Here is a 15,663-nt window from a genome sequence, read left to right on the forward strand (position 1 = left end):
TGTTTAATATTCTAGCAGAGGACTACTGTCCTCCCGAAGATTACAAGATTTATTGGCTTAATAACACGGGCGGATACAAGATACCCCTATGTTTTTGATTATATCAACATCTTGCGATGAATTCGGTTACCGTTTCATTCCAGTTTGTAGGGGAGGACCTCGTGTCCTCCCGAAGATAACAAAATTATTAGCTTAATAACACGGGCGGATACAAGATTAATTCAAGATCCGCCTCATACGGTTTGTGAAAATCAGGTTTATCAATGGTCTGTGGACTTCCATCCCTTTTTAATCAACTATTTCAATTTCGACTTCATTCAGCCAGTTTATGAGCTCACTCTTTTCAAAAGGCTCCATGTGACCAAACAATGCAGTTTCAAATTCAAGTTCCTTGAACTTTTCAGTAAGGCTTAAAAGCTTATGTTTGTAATAGACAGGCTCTCCGTGATGGAAATCCTCGCTTATGATATCACCTATGAATATTGTTTTTTCCTCCGGAATGAATACAACAACGCAGTCATCGGCATGGGAGCTGTCAAGCTTCATTGCTTGGGCAACAATACCACCCAGATTTATGTTCAAATTTTCTTCAAACACTATGTCAGCAGTTGTGACGTTTATTTCTTTCCTGTCAGGATATTCTCTTCGTATCATTGTATCACAAAACTCTATGTCTTCTCCGGACTTAAGTCTTTCTTCCATTGCCTCATCAGACCACTGCCACTTGCTCATATTTTCAAGATACTCGTTTGTTCTCCTGCATACAATGCTTGGTGCATCAACATACTTCATGCCATATGTGTGATCCCAATGCGAATGTGTTATGACAACAAAATCAGGATATTTGAGATTTTCTTTTTTAATTTCCTCCATGAATAATTCAACATGTTTTTTTGAATTTCCTGCATCAACCATGAGAGAATATTTTTCTCCCTTTACATAACCTAATATCGGTCTGTCAGTTTCTTCATTAAATGGCAGGTAATAAATTTTATCTGTTAATTTTTTAAGCATATTGTCTCCTTAATTTTATTCATATCTCAGTGCTTCTATAGGATCTGCCTTTGCAGCCTTTCTCGCAGGATAGTAACCAAAAAATATACCGATTACCATGGCAAATACAACTGCTGCAACAACGGATACGGGATTTACAACTATTGGTATGGATATAAATGAGCCTCCAATCATTACAAGGCCGATGCCAAATGCTGTTCCTGCAATACCGCCTATGGCGGAAAGAGTTGCAGATTCTATTAAAAACTGAAAGAGAACGTCTTTTGTCCTGGCTCCAAGAGCTTTTTTAATTCCTATTTCCCTGGTTCTTTCTGTAACTGACACAAGCATGATGTTCATTATTCCTATGCCGCCAACAAGCAGGGATATGGCAGCAATGCAGGCAACTGCTATGGACATTCCTCCAACAATGCTGTCAACCTGTGCCTGATCTTCTTCAACAGTGTAAAATATGTAATTTTCAGGATTTCTGTTTTTCAAATTTGCAATGAAGTTAAGAATTTCATCTCCAGACTGTTCAACGGAATATTTTTCAGCAACAAACACATCAAGGCTGTAAAAACCGTAGGCTGACGAAAATGCCATGGTATAAGGAACGAAACTGTCCTCATATTCATCCTGCCCCTGAAGTAGAGACAGAACCGGTGATTTTTCTTCTTTGTATACTCCAACCACCAAAAGGTCTTCCATGCTGTTGTCAATTTTAACCCTCACTGTCATTCCGGTTGCATTTTCTTTTCCAAACATCTTCACTGCAGCATTTTGCTCAAGTACAATCACTCTTGATTTCCTATCAACGTCGTTTTTGTTTATCATTCTTCCGTAAAGCATTTTCACTTCCTGCACGCTGTCATAGCCATAATCCACGCATGCCATTCTTAGTTTCACAGTGTTTTTTTTAATTGTAACATCGCTTCTTAAATTTTCGTTAATGCCAAGGTATTCAATTTTATCCCCAAACCTTTCCTTTAGCAGTTCAATATCGTCTAAGTAGAAAAAATCCGTGGACCTGAAGTCGTCAACGTTGCCAACATAAAGTACAGCTCTGTTTTTGCCTATTCCCTTGTATATGTCATCCATAACTCCCTTCATGCTGTCTCCAATTGAAACTATTGCAATTACTGAGCTTATTCCAATTATTATTCCAAGCATGGTAAGAAGGGAACGCATTTTATTGGAAAGAATAGACCGGAATGCTATTTTAATGTTCTCCAGCCACATTATATTCACCTTCCTTCCTGCTGTCTTTTATAATTTCACCATCTTTGAACATTATAACTCTATTTGCATGTTCTGCAATGTCTGCTTCGTGTGTTACCAGTATTATGGTGTTTCCTTCCTTGTTGAGTTCCTTGAATATGTTTATTATTTCTTCTGAAGACTGCGTGTCCAGATTTCCTGTTGGTTCATCTGCAAGTATTATTGGAGGATGATTTGCAAGAGCTCTTGCAATTGCAGCTCTTTGTTTTTGCCCCCCTGAAAGTTCATTTGGAAGGTGGTCTATCCTTTCTCCAAGACCCACCTTATTAAGAAGCTCCAGTGCCCTTTCATGTCTTTCTGATGTCTTTATCTTTGCATAAATCATGGGAAGCTCAACATTTCTTAAAACATTGGTTCGTGGAATGAGATTGAATGCCTGAAACACAAAGCCTATTTTTTTATTTCTGATAAGAGACAGCTCATCTGCATTTTGTTTTTCTATTTCAAGTCCGTCCAGATAATATTTGCCTGTTGTGGGTCTGTCCAGGCAGCCTAAAATATTCATGAGCGTTGACTTTCCTGAACCTGAATGTCCCATTATGGCAATAAATTCTCCCTTTTCTATTTCAATGTTCACATTTTTTAAGGCATGAACTTCAACTGAGCCTGTTTTGTATATTTTATTTAAATTAACGATGCTGATTAACTTTTCCATAGGGCACCTATTTGTCTTCTTTATGTTCTTCGTTAAGTGATGCTGCCATGCCGTCAGTCAATGTGTTGTTGGGGTTCACCACAACATTCATTCCTTCTTGAAGACCTTCTCCCCATATTTCAGTTTCCAGGTCTGTTTCAAGACCAATTTCAACAGCAACGGATTTAACAGTCTTGTCATCATTCAGGATAAAAATTTTATGCTTTTCATTTTCATCCTGCAGTATTGCTCCGGCTGGAACAGCAAAAACATTTTCTGACTTGTCAACATTGATTTTGGCAGATGCAATTACTCCGGCTATGAGGGTGTCAGGCTTTTTTACAATATCAATTAATACAGGAATTACTCTTTCCATGTTGTTGCTGTCCTTTTGCTCAGCTGTAGGTGAAATTCTAGTAACTGTCCCTTCAGCAAACTCGTTTCCAAGAATATCAGAATAAACTTTAACAGTCTGACCGTTCTTTATTTTTCCAATGTCAAATTCGCTTATGGATACTTTCATCTGTAGATTTTGAAGATTTTCAACAACAAACATGGCTTTTTCGTCCTCTGTGTCCTTTGCATATCTTCCTATGTTTACATTGACTCTAGTGACTGTTCCGTCTATAGGACTTTTTATGTATATTTTATCAAGGTCTTCTTTTTTCTCTTCAAGCTGCTGTCTTTGTATTTCAAGCTGTTTTTCTTCAGCGCTGCTTAAAGACACCTTTCCGTTTACAGCATTATATCCTTCAACATTTTTTCTAGCTTCCACAAGACTTGTTTCTATTTTTTTAAAGTTCTCTTCCGTTATTATATCATTTTCGAAAAGAGCCTTGTTGCTTTCATAGCTGTCTTTCACATTTTCAAGTTCCAAAACTGCCTTGTCATACTCAAGCTGCAGAGATTTAAGCTTCTCCTGCTGCTGAAGATATGTAAGCTCGATTTGATTTTCTTCTGTCTTGATTTGTTTTTCAAGCTCTTCACTATCAAGAACTGCAAGAACCTGGTCCTTCTTGACAATATCACCTTCCTTAACCTTTATGTCTATAATTTCATAGTTAAGCGCTGAAACAACATCAGCCTTTTCTATACCTTCCAAAGGTGCCTTAACAGATATGATCTGTTCAATTGTCTTTTTCTCAAGAGGTGCAACATTTGCAGCAAATACATCCTCTGTCTTTGAATTGTTCAGCATTTTGAATACCACAATTACTGCAGCTAAAACAACAAGTAAAATCACTATTTTTTTTCGTGTAAATATTTTTTTCATTTCCCTCTCCTAATTATAATTCAATTTAACACTATTTTTAAATCCGGTAAAATCAAGCTTTAAATAATCCATGTTATCTTGTTTCACGGTGTTTATTGCCTTAATATTCCGGTATGTGTTGTCTATTTTCATATTTTCAAAGCCAAAGCCTACAAAATTGTAAAAGCTAATTCTGCATTCTCCGTTTTCATTTTCTTCAAGCACTGCTGCTACATGAAATCCAAGTCCAAAATAATCTCCAAATGCTATGTCTTTTAATTGCCACGAGCTAAAAAATGAACCCAGCCATTTCTTATTTAGTTTTTCTCCATCCCAGGAATAAAAAAACGGTCTTCTCATGACATTGTTATAAAACACCGTTTCTTTCTCAACGCCTATGAATATGTCAGAAATACTATCATTGTCAAGATCACATGCTTCAATCTTCCATGGCAATATATCAGAAAAATCTTCCCGGTAAATTTCCTCGGCAATAATCTTTCCTTCTGAAATTTTCACGTCATAAAAAACAGCATGTTTTCCCCATAAATCAGAGCCATCAGTCTTTGTCAGAGCAATGATTTCATCATCTTTGTCTCTGTCAATGTCATAAAAGCAATAATCAAACAGTCTTTCTTCAATTAATTTTTCTATACTCAGATTGTTCATTGAATAAATATATCCGCCAGCTTCAAATAAATTATATGTTACTCCGTCTGCTTCAATGCATAACTCAGGCTGCCTTGTAAAAAACCAGACAGCCACAAGCGATGAAAATATTAAAATTGTGAGTTTCTTTGTCATTTTAACCAGTCAAGCTCCATATTTTCTTTAATTGAAACATTGTTGCTTTCTGTGGAAACAAACGAATTTGTCCACTCCGGCTTTGAAACTACAGGTATATCAGGTTCTTCAACTTCAATAATTTCATAGTAATCTGAGCTTTGAAACAGATCAATTCCTTCATTGTTATATGTATCTGTTTCTTCATATTGGCCCGTTGCAGGATTTAATGCCATAACAACCTTTCTAATGCCAAGCATGTTATGCCATTTTAAATCCGTAAGTCTTTCATGGGACAAGAATTCATAATAGTTGAAAAGAGCACCCCTGGCAAGATACGTCTTTCCGTTTGTGCGGCATACAACATAAATTTCAAGAGGCAGTCCATTTCCTACTTCAAGATAATTTGATGCAGGGTAAAGTGAATTTGGAGCAATTGTTGCTATGTCTGCAACAAGAGCTGTAGTATAATCATTTCCCGCATCAATATTTTTTTCCCACATCATGTAGTTCATTATCTGAACCATGCTGTCGATTCTTCCACCGTATGTATAGAGCATATCATTTTCTTCAGCTGTAATTTCCTGGTTTGTAAGTTCCTTTACGGATACGTTCATCAGAACTTCCTGCATTTCTATGATGCTGTCAAGAACATTAGCTGATTGTTCATTTAACATATTCCTGATTCTAAGGTGTTCTTTTGTATACTCAGTAAGCCATTTTAGATTTGCATACACTTCTGCGTTAGGCTCAACATAATTGTAAGGAATGCTTAAGTCAGGTCCTCCTCCCATTTCTGCTACAGCCTGTTTCATGTATAAAATTGTGTCATGCTTAAGTTCTGCGTAACTTCCAAGTGCAGTGTGAATATTCTTGTCAGTCCATTTTTCACTTCTCATGAACTTTGGCATTCCATCTGTTTTTTCATAATTTGCAGCTGATGATTTTATGGTCCATAGCCAGCCTTTGTACAAATACTTCTGCCAATCATCAGTTGTAAAGCCTTCTTGTTTTTGTCTAAGCAGATTTAAATTGTATTCGTATTTATTCCACTTTATTTTAGGCTGATAGTACTTATCAAGAATTTCTTCAGCTCTTTCACTTCCAAGAGATGCAACAACATCAAGTCCTGAAGGTACAGGACGCTGTATTGGTTCCATGAGATTTTGAAGAGATTCTGCATCAAATGAATATCTCTGGCCCATGAAGCGGAACTGCCTGCCCGCAGGGGCTGTAGAATCTGTATATTTAGGCTTTATTTGAGGCTGGGGAAGAAGAAGCGCAGCCTTAAGAAGATCATCATTGTATGAACTGTCCTTGAATTTGTTCAAGTCCGGATCAGCTCCGTACACTTTAACTATCATATCCCTCAATTCAAACAAACCCAAATCGTCAGACATTCCTGTGTAAAGAGCAGTTGTGGAATATATGTTTTCAAAGTCCTTGAAGATTTCTTCCCTTTCCAGTGCAAGACATGTGATTGTCATTGCAATTGTAAGATTTTCCATGTCGAGCTCAGGGTCTATTTTTGTTTCATCAAAAATAGGAAAGCCGCACAATCCATACCACATCATTGCTTTAAAATATTTTTCAAGTTTCTCATTGCCTGCATAATGTCCTCGAACTGTGAACTGGGAATAATCAATATCTTTTTTAGTTATGGGTGATTTTGAATATCCTTCTGCTGCATCTATAAGATTTGTTTCCTCTTGTGCAAGAGAAATAACTTCTTCTGGAACATCAATGGACGAGGTTTCTATGTCAAGCAGCATGTCTGCAGTCAAAAAATAAGCTGCAACAGATTTAAGTTCTTCTCTCATATTGCTAAGCTTTTCATCTTTATATGCTTCAATGCTTTCAATGAGCATGTTTTTCGAAATGTTTTCAAGCTTTTCATATAGCACTGATGATTCCACCATTTTCAGCGAATTATCAAAATAAAGTCGGTACATATGAAGGGCGGAATCAACTGTTATGAAAGTTGGAATTTGCTTGTAAAGAGAACTTTCGTACAAATGATGCATCTTTAAAGCTTCATAGCTTGGTTTTAAAACTACAAAACCATCCTGATAAATCGCAGTTTTCTGATTGTCGGTAAAGCCTTCAAACTGCCCGGCATTGAAAAGCTCAACCAAATCTTGGCTGAGTCTCACTTCTTCAGCCTGAGGTTTAAAATCCGGAAGATCATAGGGTACCTTAACGTTGTATGAAGAAACATCAAGGTTCCAAGCTGTTGGAATCTGCTTTTCATCTTCCTGCTCAGGTTTTTCATCAGTATAGTCTTCAGTTTTAATTGTTCTGTCGGAACATGATGTTATAAAAATACTCATAACAACAATCAGAAACAAGAATTTAGTAAACTTTTTCACTTATACCTCCCTTGATAGCCTATGCTATACAGCCAAGAGCCATTGCTACGGGCTATTAATTTCTTTCCTGTATTACTACATGCACCGTATCTCCAGCTTGTTTGCCGATTTTAGAACGTATGTCTTTCTTAAGTCCTATAATGTGGCCAGGAGTTCCCATTCTCACAAGGCTTCCGTCATATTCTACTCCGTCAAATACAGCATGTACCTTGACCCTGCCCTTACCGAATTCATTTTTCACATCATATGGAAATTCCACATAGGCTCCGTCAATGTCCGGAACCTTCATAATAACTGCATCAAATTCATATTTTTTTTCGTTCATATAATCTCCTTTTCTGAACACTCAAAGAGCTTAGTTCTCAGATGATTTCTTGCATTGTTTAGTTCACAGTACAATGTTTGTTTGGAACATTTAGCTGCAACTGCCAAATCATCGATCTTAAAACCAAGCATGTCTCGCCACACTATGGCAGCCCTGTTTATGGGTTCAAGAGACAACACGGCTTTTTGCAGCATCAAATTTTGTGATACTGTATCATTTGATGTTTTATTGAAATAAAATGTTTGAAAATCAGGTTCAGAAAGAAATATTTTCATTATTTCCATGGCTGTATCCTTTAGTACAATTGAAGGAATGTCCCCAGTATTCATTTTTGGTGCAATATTTTCAATTGCTAAAACTGACATTTGGCTGGCAATACGTTCTTCGCCTGTCAATCGGAAAGCAATTGTATACACTTTGCAAAAGTACTCATTATTTCCCAAGGTATACCTCCATTGTAAATTTATCTCATTGAATATATCACAAAAAATTACAATGTGCGCGGAGTTGTAATAATTAATATGACTTCATGTAAAAACTTAAGCCTTGGCTTCTGAGCTGTAATTGTAGATTAAGACATCAGCAAAAAACATATTGTCGCTGTGATGTATGGACATTGTACCATTGTAATTTTCAACAGATTTCATGACGCTGTTAAGTCCTATACCATGCTTTTCATTATCTGTCTTTGTTGAATCAAGTTTTCCATCCTTATAGTTCAGCTTTCCGTCAAAGCTGTTTGCAATGTTTATGTAAAGAACATTCCTTTCCAGTTCTGCATTAACTCTTACCACCTTTTCTTCGGCTTTTGCAGCTGCTTCAATGGCATTGTCAAGAAGGTTTCCGAGAACAACGCTTAAGTCAAATGGCCTTATGTTCAGCTTGTCAGGAACCTTTAGGTTTATTTCTGATTTTATTCCATGCATCCTTGCCTTGTCGATTTTGTAATTAATAATGCTGTCAAATTCTGCATTTCCTGATTTTGCATATTCTCCTGAATAATTGATGTAATCAATCATTGTGTCAAGATAATCTGAAGCACCTTCCTTGTCTCCGCCTTCAATTAGCACTTTAAGTGAAAGCACATGATTTTTTATGTCATGCCTTATTGTTTTTATATTTTCCTGAGATTGATTTATTATATCCAGCTGTTTCATATATGCATTGTTTTGCTGCAGCAATATGAGTTTATCCATTTTTTCGTCATAAGACTTCATGAGAGCATCATAAAGATAAAAAACAAAAATATTAATTATGAACAATATTACAATGCTTGCTGTCATACCTGTAAGATTATTAGGATTAACCTGTGTCATAAGCATAAGAGCTGAAACAAGTGTACCTGCAGGTATAACAAAAATAGACAGCCAGTGCAGATACGAAACATTGATATTGTTCCTAACCATTTTAAAATTCGAAATAAAGAGCACAACAATGTATGAAACTATTTTTATGCTTACCATTCCTGATATTACAGCCAGGTCCTTGTCCCTGGAAATAATGCTTACATCAAAATGCTGCATTATTAGTATTACAAGTGTTTCTATTATCATAAGAACCGTGTACACAGAAACAGCTGCAATAAGCCTTGTTTTCATTGAAGAATGATAATTGTATGTAAGAAGAAAAAACATTATCAGATTAGCCGCAACATTCACTACAGGATTGTTAAATGCAAGAAATAAAAGGTTTATTATAAAATAATAAGCTGCATATGAAACGAATTCAATCTTTTTATCCGTTCCTGTACGGTCGAAAAAAACACTGATGAATCGGAAAATAATATAGGCACCAAACAAATTTACAATCAAGTACACTATTGTGGCACTACTTGTCATGATTCAGCCTCTGCTTCCTTCTAAGCAGCTGTTCTCTAACAGCCTTTCTGTTGTTCTGGCTTATTGTAAGTGTTTCTTTGTTGGACATTTTAACATAATCATAAGTGTATTCTATTACATGGTTGAAATTAATCAGATATGATTTATGTATCATTATAAAATCCTGGTTTCTCAATTTTTCTTCAACTTCTGAAAGCTTGCCGTAAAACGACTTAATATCATCCATCAAAATGATGTTTACCTTTCTTCCGTCACTTTCAAAATACAGTATATCTCCAACCGCAACGCTGAAATTAACATTACCGTTTTTATACTCATAAAAATGCTTGCTTTCACCTAAGATTTTGATTGCTTTGTTTACAGCAGCTTCAACCTTGTTTTTTGAAACAGGTTTAATGAGAAAATTAAGAGGCCTCACTTCAAATAAATCCATGGCATAGTCTTCTCTCCCAGATATATAAACAATCTGAGTTGTTTCATCGTTCATTTCATCACGGATTTTTTTGCCCACTTCCACTCCGTTTAAATCACGCATTTCGATATCCAAAAAAATCAGATTATATCTATTGTTTTTCTTTAAATATCTGTACAGTTCCTCACCGGAATAAAACACTTCCACTTCATACTGTTCATTTGTCTCTTCTTCAATGTCAGTCAGCATATCTTCAAGCTGCTGGCATATGATTTTATCATCGTCACAAATTGCAATTCGCAACATACTATCCCCGCTATCAATTGAAAATTTTATTATTTGATGTTAATTATATCATAATACAAGTTGTTTTTCATCTAATTAATTAAGATTAGGTATAAATATTTATTATACAAAGAAATTAATCCAAACTTATTTCTATTGTACATTCCATATTTTGTGAAATATAATACAAGTGTTGGAATTACTTATATTAGGAGGAAATAATGGAAAAGGAAGACATGGTTCAAAATGAAAAAGTGCCTTTTTTTGAAAGCAAAAAAGGTATTATTTTAACAGGCAGTGTTGTGGGTTTCATAGCAGTGCTGCTGGTTGCTCTTGGAAATCCCAAGAACATGGGTTTTTGCATTGCATGTTTTGAAAGAGACATAGCAGGAGCATTGGGGCTTCACAGAGCAGAAATAGTTCAATACATAAGACCAGAAATAATAGGACTGATTCTAGGAGCTTTTATATGTTCCGTAACCGGCAGAGAATTTCAGTCTAAAGGAGGTTCATCACCCATTACAAGGTTTTTCCTTGGTATGGCTGTTATGGTAGGAGCCTTGATGTTTTTAGGGTGCCCTCTTCGAATGGTACTGAGAATAGGAGGAGGAGACCTGAATGCTGTTGTGGGACTTGTTGGTTTCGCAGCCGGTATAGGTGTTGGAATATTATTTTTAAATAAAGGATTTACACTGAAAAGAAATTACAAAACATCTTCATTTGATGGATACATCATGCCTGTATTTGCTCTTTCACTGCTTGCACTTTTAATAATAGCTCCGGCATTTATATTCTTCAGCAAAGAAGGTCCAGGCTCCATGTATGCTCCAATGTTCGCATCATTGGCTGCAGGTCTTGTGGTTGGAGCACTTGCTCAGAAAACAAGGCTATGTATGGTTGGGGGTATGAGAGACAAAATTATGTTTAATGAAAATTACCTGCTCCTAGGCTTCATAGCAATAATAGTTGTCACTGCTGCAGGAAACATGGCCATGGGGAATTTCAAACTTGGCTTCACTGAACAGCCCATAGCCCATACAGACGGATTGTGGAACTTCATGGGAATGCTTCTTGTGGGCTGGGGATCAGTGCTTCTGGGAGGCTGCCCTTTAAGGCAGCTTATCTTATCAGGAGAAGGAAATTCAGACTCAGCGGTTACTGTTATGGGAATGATAGCAGGAGCTGCTGTGTGCCACAACTTTGCTCTAGCTTCAAGCGGAAAAGGACCTACAGCAAACGGCCAGACAGCTGTAATAATTTGCCTCGTTATGCTGTTAATATTGTCCGTAGCCAATTCAGATCTTGTTAAAAAAAATAATTTGAGGTGAAATATGAAAATAGATACATGCGGAACATCTTGTCCTCAGCCAGTCCTGATGACAAAAAAAGCACTGGAAACAAATCCTGGTTCTGTTGAGGTAATCGTGGACAACAACACTTCCAAAACAAACGTAAAAAAATTTCTTACAAGCAAGGGATATTCCGTGGAAATTGAAACTCACGACGACATTTCCACCATTAAAGGATTAAAATGAATTATACAATAGTATTTTTCACACATTCCGGTGCAATCAAATTTGAGAAAAAAATGATTAAAATGAACATTTCCTGTTTGCTGCAGCCAGTACCCAGAAAATTAAGCTCCAGCTGCGGAATTTGTGCAAGAATAAATTATGATGGCAGTATAACAGATTTGATTGAATCTGAAATTGAAAGCATTTACAAAGACATCTCAAAAAACCAGTATGAAAGAATGTATGATAGTCACAGTGCATAAAAAGTGTTAATTTTCAAACTAATTTGCACTATCAAACACGGTTACAATGAATTGATGCCTGATCAAAAGTATGCAATATTATTGTACAAGTATTCCCCAAAATGAAAAATGCAATAAAGACCTTTTGACATAACGATTTTATCAAAGGGTCTTTTATTGTACAATACGCATTGTTATAGTGTGCTTACTATATTTAATAAATCTCGTTTACTTACAAGCTACGACTTCAATTTCAACTAAAGCATCCTTAGGTAATCTGGCAACTTCTACGCACGATCTTGCTGGATAATTACCTTGGAAGAATGTTTCATACACTTTGTTAATTCTTGGGAAATCATTCATGTCCTTGATAAAAACAGTAGTCTTAATAACATTTTCTGGATCTACACCCGCTGCTTTAAGAATTGCAAATACGTTTTTTAAAGATTGTTCAGTTTGAACTTCAACATCATCAGACATTAATCCCGTTTTATAATCTATAGGCAGTTGTCCTGAAGTATAAACCATTCCATTTACTTCTATAGCTTGAGAATATGGTCCAATTGCTGCAGGAGCCTCTTCTGTAAAAATAATTTTCTTCATCAATTTATCTCCATACCTTTGTTTTTTCTGAGAACCTTACCAGGTCTTTTCCCAGTGTCCTCTCCTTCTTTTATTACTATTTCTCCATTTACAATTACATACTCAATTCCCACTGGATATTGGTTAGGTTCAGTGTAGTCACCTTTATCAATGATATTATCATAATCAATTATAACTAAATCTGCCTTATACCCTTCTTTTAGTAAACCTCTGTCTTTTAATCCTAAAACAGCCGCAGATTTACCTGTCATTTTGTAAATAGCAGTCTCTAAAGTGAAGGATTTTTCATCTCTGACATATTTACCCAATACTCTTGGGAATGCTCCAAACAATCTTGGATGAGGCTTCCCACCCATAATACCATCAGTACATACGTTTTGTTCAGCCCTGCTCATTATAAGTTTAACATGCTCTTCGGTACCGTAGAAGTCTACTAAACCAACAATATTTTCTTCTTCAAGAATAACATCAAATATTGCATCAAGAGGATCTTTGCCTTTACATTTACCAACTTCAATAAGATTCTTTCCAACAACATCTTGATTCTTTTCCGAACCGACAAATGTTACGAAAATACCTTCTAATCCTGCAAATTCGACAAAATTATCCCATCCAGGTATTCCGTTGGCAATATCTTCTTTCATCTTTTCTCTTAAGTCAGCATCTTTTAATCTTTCTATCAATTTATCCGTACCACCATCATGAACCCATGGCGGAAGAATAACACTCATCATTGTGCTTCCGGCAACGTAAGGATATTGGTCGTAAGAGACAATCATTCCCTCTTCTTTTGCTCTATCTAATCTGTCTAAAACTTTAGGGAATTTATCCCAATTGTTTTTACCGCATACCTTAAAGTGTGAAAAATGAACTTTACATCCACTTTCTTTACCTATGGTTAATATTTCTTCCATTGAATCTAAAATTGAATCTGCTTCACTTCTTTGGTGTGTTACAAATACTGCATCTTTGTCATGTAATACCTTGCCTAATTGAATAAATTCATCAATGTCAGCATAGCAGCAAGGGGGATATATCATACCAGTTGACATTCCAAATGCACCTTCATCTATAGCTTTAGCCAAATTAGCTTGCATTAAAGTCATTTCTTCTTCAGTTGGTTTTCTGTTATCCAATCCCATGGAAATCATCCTTACATTTCCGTGTGGAGCTAAATATGCAACATTGGGTCCTAACCCTACTTTTTCTATTCTCTCAAGATAATCAGCAACACTTCTCCAAGTCCACTCTACGTCATATTCACCTTCAAGACCTTTCATAGCCTTTATCCAAGAAGATAGATTTTTATCATCAACCGGTGCAGGACCCATACCATCTTGGGCAACCAGTTCAGTAGTTATACCTTGTCTTATTTTTGGAGTTAATAATGAATCTTTGAACAATAGCATACTTGAGTGACTATGAGTATCTATAAATCCCGGTGCCACAACTAACCCTCTAGCATCTATAATTTCAGCATCCTCACATTGAAGATTCTCTCCTATTTTTTCAATCTTATCTCCATCAAGAAGAATATCTCCTGTATACGAGCTGTTTCCACTACCATCAACTATTAAACCATTTTTTATTAGTTTCTTCACAATGTACACCTCTTTCGTTTATATTCACATCAACGTTCATTATTTATCAGTATATTCAATCATAGGTTGAGGCTTAATTCCCATCTTTTTGTCAATTGCTGAAACTAAGAAGATTACAGCAAATGCAACCAGCCCTCCCGGAACCATAGCATTTAATCCGTAAGGAGTATTTAATACATATATCCAATATGCTGCAACTGCTGTTCCAGCGATTATTGAGTAGAATCCGGCTCTCTTAGTAACATTTTTGTAGAATAACCCACAGATAAACGCTGCAAATGGACCAGCACTTCTAAGTGCAAATGCACCCATCATAACACTAATTATATTTGATGCTGTTATTGCAACAATTAAACCAACGCTACCTACTACAACCATTGTGATTCTTGATATCCAAACTTCTTTTAAGTCGTCACGAACACCCTTGTTAATGTAAGGTCTAAATATATCGTTAGTAAACATAGTAGCTGTACCTATCATGTTTCCTGATGCACTACTCATTGTAGCAGCTACAACAGCAGCTAATACAATACCTGAAACTATTGGTGGTGCAAAAGTAATTGTTGCTTGAGCCAATGCATTTTTTTGAGCACCATCAGCAGCAAAACCATCAATAGCAACATAAGCTACTAATCCTAATATAGCAGGTACTATTGCATAAGCAGCTGATACTAATCCAGCAATTACTGATCCAACTTTAGCTGACTGTCCATCTTTTGCAGAACAATAAGTTTGAACTATTTCTTGTCCTGTTGGGAATGTCATAAAGTACATGGCAATATATCCTATGATTGTTGGTAATCCAATTTTTGTCATGCTTACAAAGTTATAATTATTTCCTGATGCATCTGTCATAGCGCTTGCTTTATTAAGCAGTGCTGAGAAACCACCTACTGCACTATTGTTAACTACTATAAACATAGCTATAGTCATACCAATAGTAATAAATAAAACGTGCATCATATTTGCTGCTGTTACTGACTTGTATCCACCTATCATAGTGTATAGAATCACTATTATCGTAGTTATTATAGCTGCTATATTAAACTCAAAACCTGTTACTACATTAATTATTGATGCTGTAGCTATAATTTGTGCTCCAGTAGCCATAAATAATGCTGTAATAGATGTTAACGCTGTAAATATATGTGATCCTTTACCATATCTTTTACTTATAATCTCTGGAACTGTACTTGCTTGTGCTTTTCTAAAGAATGGAGCTATAAATGAAACTAAAACAAATCCGATACCTGCTGCAATTACATACCAACTTGCAGAAAGACCATACTTGTATACATTTGTTGCTATGCCAGTAGTACTTGCACCACCAGTATTAGCAGCAAATAGTGTTCCTGCTAAAACTAACGGTCCTAAAGATTTACTTGCCATTAAGAAATCATCATTACTTTGTTTTTCAGCTTTGTTTCTCTTTCTTTGTGATACGAATAACCCTAATGCTACTGTTGCTGCCATGTACAACAAGATAATAATAAGCGCTGTAATTTGTGTGCTGTTCATAAAATTGCCTCCT

16 protein-coding genes are annotated in these 15,663 nt (G+C 36.0%); 3 read left to right on the plus strand and 13 right to left on the minus strand.

Annotation, left to right across the window (positions count from 1 at the left end; all coding sequences use genetic code 11):
* Positions 1 to 288: 288 nt before the first annotated feature.
* The 10 genes from LY60_RS08715 to LY60_RS08760 form a co-directional block, all read right to left on the minus strand.
* Entirely contained in the window at positions 289 to 1,014 is a 726-nt protein-coding gene (locus LY60_RS08715; RefSeq protein ID WP_145082496.1) for an MBL fold metallo-hydrolase, read from the minus strand.
* A 15-nt stretch (positions 1,015 to 1,029) separates the two neighbouring features.
* Complete coding sequence (locus LY60_RS08720) at positions 1,030 to 2,235, minus strand: ABC transporter permease (RefSeq protein ID WP_145082939.1); 1,206 nt, start codon at positions 2,233 to 2,235, stop codon at positions 1,030 to 1,032.
* Positions 2,216 to 2,929, minus strand: a complete 714-nt coding sequence (locus LY60_RS08725; RefSeq protein ID WP_145082498.1) for an ABC transporter ATP-binding protein — start codon at positions 2,927 to 2,929, stop codon at positions 2,216 to 2,218. The genes LY60_RS08720 and LY60_RS08725 overlap by 20 nt, the downstream gene beginning before the upstream one ends.
* A 7-nt stretch (positions 2,930 to 2,936) precedes the next feature.
* On the minus strand, positions 2,937 to 4,181 hold the full coding sequence (locus LY60_RS08730) for an efflux RND transporter periplasmic adaptor subunit (RefSeq protein ID WP_145082500.1): 1,245 nt from the start codon (positions 4,179 to 4,181) through the stop codon (positions 2,937 to 2,939).
* A 9-nt stretch (positions 4,182 to 4,190) separates the two neighbouring features.
* Entirely contained in the window at positions 4,191 to 4,964 is a 774-nt protein-coding gene (locus LY60_RS08735) for a hypothetical protein (RefSeq protein ID WP_145082502.1), read from the minus strand.
* Positions 4,961 to 7,312: a DUF3160 domain-containing protein gene (locus LY60_RS08740; protein ID WP_145082504.1), complete on the minus strand. Its 2,352-nt coding sequence runs from the start codon at positions 7,310 to 7,312 to the stop codon at positions 4,961 to 4,963. Before LY60_RS08740 ends, LY60_RS08735 begins: the two co-directional genes overlap by 4 nt.
* Positions 7,313 to 7,367: 55 nt before the next feature.
* Positions 7,368 to 7,637 (minus strand): DUF1905 domain-containing protein, encoded by a 270-nt coding sequence (locus tag LY60_RS08745; protein ID WP_145082506.1) that lies wholly within the window; start codon positions 7,635 to 7,637, stop codon positions 7,368 to 7,370.
* Positions 7,634 to 8,080: an RNA polymerase sigma factor gene (locus LY60_RS08750; protein WP_145082508.1), complete on the minus strand. Its 447-nt coding sequence runs from the start codon at positions 8,078 to 8,080 to the stop codon at positions 7,634 to 7,636. Before LY60_RS08750 ends, LY60_RS08745 begins: the two co-directional genes overlap by 4 nt.
* Positions 8,081 to 8,176: 96 nt before the next feature.
* Positions 8,177 to 9,475 (minus strand): sensor histidine kinase, encoded by a 1,299-nt coding sequence (locus tag LY60_RS08755; protein ID WP_145082510.1) that lies wholly within the window; start codon positions 9,473 to 9,475, stop codon positions 8,177 to 8,179.
* Positions 9,465 to 10,193, minus strand: coding sequence for a LytR/AlgR family response regulator transcription factor (locus LY60_RS08760; protein ID WP_145082511.1), 729 nt, complete (start codon positions 10,191 to 10,193; stop codon positions 9,465 to 9,467). The genes LY60_RS08755 and LY60_RS08760 overlap by 11 nt, the downstream gene beginning before the upstream one ends.
* Before the next feature lie 200 nt (positions 10,194 to 10,393).
* Here LY60_RS08760 and yedE point away from each other — a divergent pair, with 200 nt between their 5' ends.
* From yedE to LY60_RS08775, 3 genes are read left to right on the plus strand one after another with little or no spacing between them, the layout of a single operon-like run.
* Positions 10,394 to 11,500 (plus strand): YedE family putative selenium transporter, encoded by a 1,107-nt coding sequence (gene yedE / locus LY60_RS08765; RefSeq protein ID WP_246145405.1) that lies wholly within the window; start codon positions 10,394 to 10,396, stop codon positions 11,498 to 11,500.
* A 3-nt stretch (positions 11,501 to 11,503) separates the two neighbouring features.
* On the plus strand, positions 11,504 to 11,707 hold the full coding sequence (locus tag LY60_RS08770; protein ID WP_019227537.1) for a sulfurtransferase TusA family protein: 204 nt from the start codon (positions 11,504 to 11,506) through the stop codon (positions 11,705 to 11,707).
* Positions 11,704 to 11,949: a putative Se/S carrier protein gene (locus tag LY60_RS08775; protein ID WP_145082513.1), complete on the plus strand. Its 246-nt coding sequence runs from the start codon at positions 11,704 to 11,706 to the stop codon at positions 11,947 to 11,949. Before LY60_RS08770 ends, LY60_RS08775 begins: the two co-directional genes overlap by 4 nt.
* A 207-nt stretch (positions 11,950 to 12,156) precedes the next feature.
* Here LY60_RS08775 and LY60_RS08780 read toward each other — a convergent pair whose 3' ends face one another.
* The 3 genes from LY60_RS08780 to LY60_RS08790 are packed head-to-tail and all read right to left on the minus strand — an operon-like array spanning position 12,157 to position 15,650.
* Complete coding sequence (locus LY60_RS08780; RefSeq protein ID WP_145082515.1) at positions 12,157 to 12,531, minus strand: RidA family protein; 375 nt, start codon at positions 12,529 to 12,531, stop codon at positions 12,157 to 12,159.
* Positions 12,531 to 14,132 carry an N-acyl-D-amino-acid deacylase family protein gene (locus LY60_RS08785; protein ID WP_145082517.1) on the minus strand — a complete coding sequence of 534 codons (1,602 nt, stop codon included), beginning with the start codon at positions 14,130 to 14,132 and terminating at the stop codon, positions 12,531 to 12,533. The genes LY60_RS08780 and LY60_RS08785 overlap by 1 nt, the downstream gene beginning before the upstream one ends.
* Positions 14,133 to 14,171: 39 nt before the next feature.
* On the minus strand, positions 14,172 to 15,650 hold the full coding sequence (locus LY60_RS08790; protein ID WP_145082519.1) for a sodium:solute symporter family protein: 1,479 nt from the start codon (positions 15,648 to 15,650) through the stop codon (positions 14,172 to 14,174).
* Positions 15,651 to 15,663 lie beyond the last annotated feature (13 nt).

Origin of the sequence: Sedimentibacter saalensis (assembly GCF_007830175.1) — a bacterium.
Classification (GTDB): Bacteria; Bacillota; Clostridia; order Tissierellales; family Sedimentibacteraceae; genus Sedimentibacter; species Sedimentibacter saalensis.

Bases quoted from the DNA above. Each gene is read 5' to 3' on its own strand.
- LY60_RS08715 (WP_145082496.1), bottom strand. From the start codon at position 1,014: ATGCTTAAAAAATTAACAGATAAAATTTATTACCTGCCATTTAATGAA.
- LY60_RS08720 (WP_145082939.1), bottom strand. From the start codon at position 2,235: ATGTGGCTGGAGAACATTAAAATAGCATTCCGGTCTATTCTTTCCAAT.
- LY60_RS08725 (WP_145082498.1), bottom strand. From the start codon at position 2,929: ATGGAAAAGTTAATCAGCATCGTTAATTTAAATAAAATATACAAAACA.
- LY60_RS08730 (WP_145082500.1), bottom strand. From the start codon at position 4,181: ATGAAAAAAATATTTACACGAAAAAAAATAGTGATTTTACTTGTTGTT.
- LY60_RS08735 (WP_145082502.1), bottom strand. From the start codon at position 4,964: ATGACAAAGAAACTCACAATTTTAATATTTTCATCGCTTGTGGCTGTC.
- LY60_RS08745 (WP_145082506.1), bottom strand. From the start codon at position 7,637: ATGAACGAAAAAAAATATGAATTTGATGCAGTTATTATGAAGGTTCCG.
- LY60_RS08755 (WP_145082510.1), bottom strand. From the start codon at position 9,475: ATGACAAGTAGTGCCACAATAGTGTACTTGATTGTAAATTTGTTTGGT.
- LY60_RS08760 (WP_145082511.1), bottom strand. From the start codon at position 10,193: ATGTTGCGAATTGCAATTTGTGACGATGATAAAATCATATGCCAGCAG.
- yedE (WP_246145405.1), top strand. From the start codon at position 10,394: ATGGAAAAGGAAGACATGGTTCAAAATGAAAAAGTGCCTTTTTTTGAA.
- LY60_RS08770 (WP_019227537.1), top strand. From the start codon at position 11,504: ATGAAAATAGATACATGCGGAACATCTTGTCCTCAGCCAGTCCTGATG.
- LY60_RS08775 (WP_145082513.1), top strand. From the start codon at position 11,704: ATGAATTATACAATAGTATTTTTCACACATTCCGGTGCAATCAAATTT.
- LY60_RS08780 (WP_145082515.1), bottom strand. From the start codon at position 12,531: ATGAAGAAAATTATTTTTACAGAAGAGGCTCCTGCAGCAATTGGACCA.
- LY60_RS08790 (WP_145082519.1), bottom strand. From the start codon at position 15,650: ATGAACAGCACACAAATTACAGCGCTTATTATTATCTTGTTGTACATG.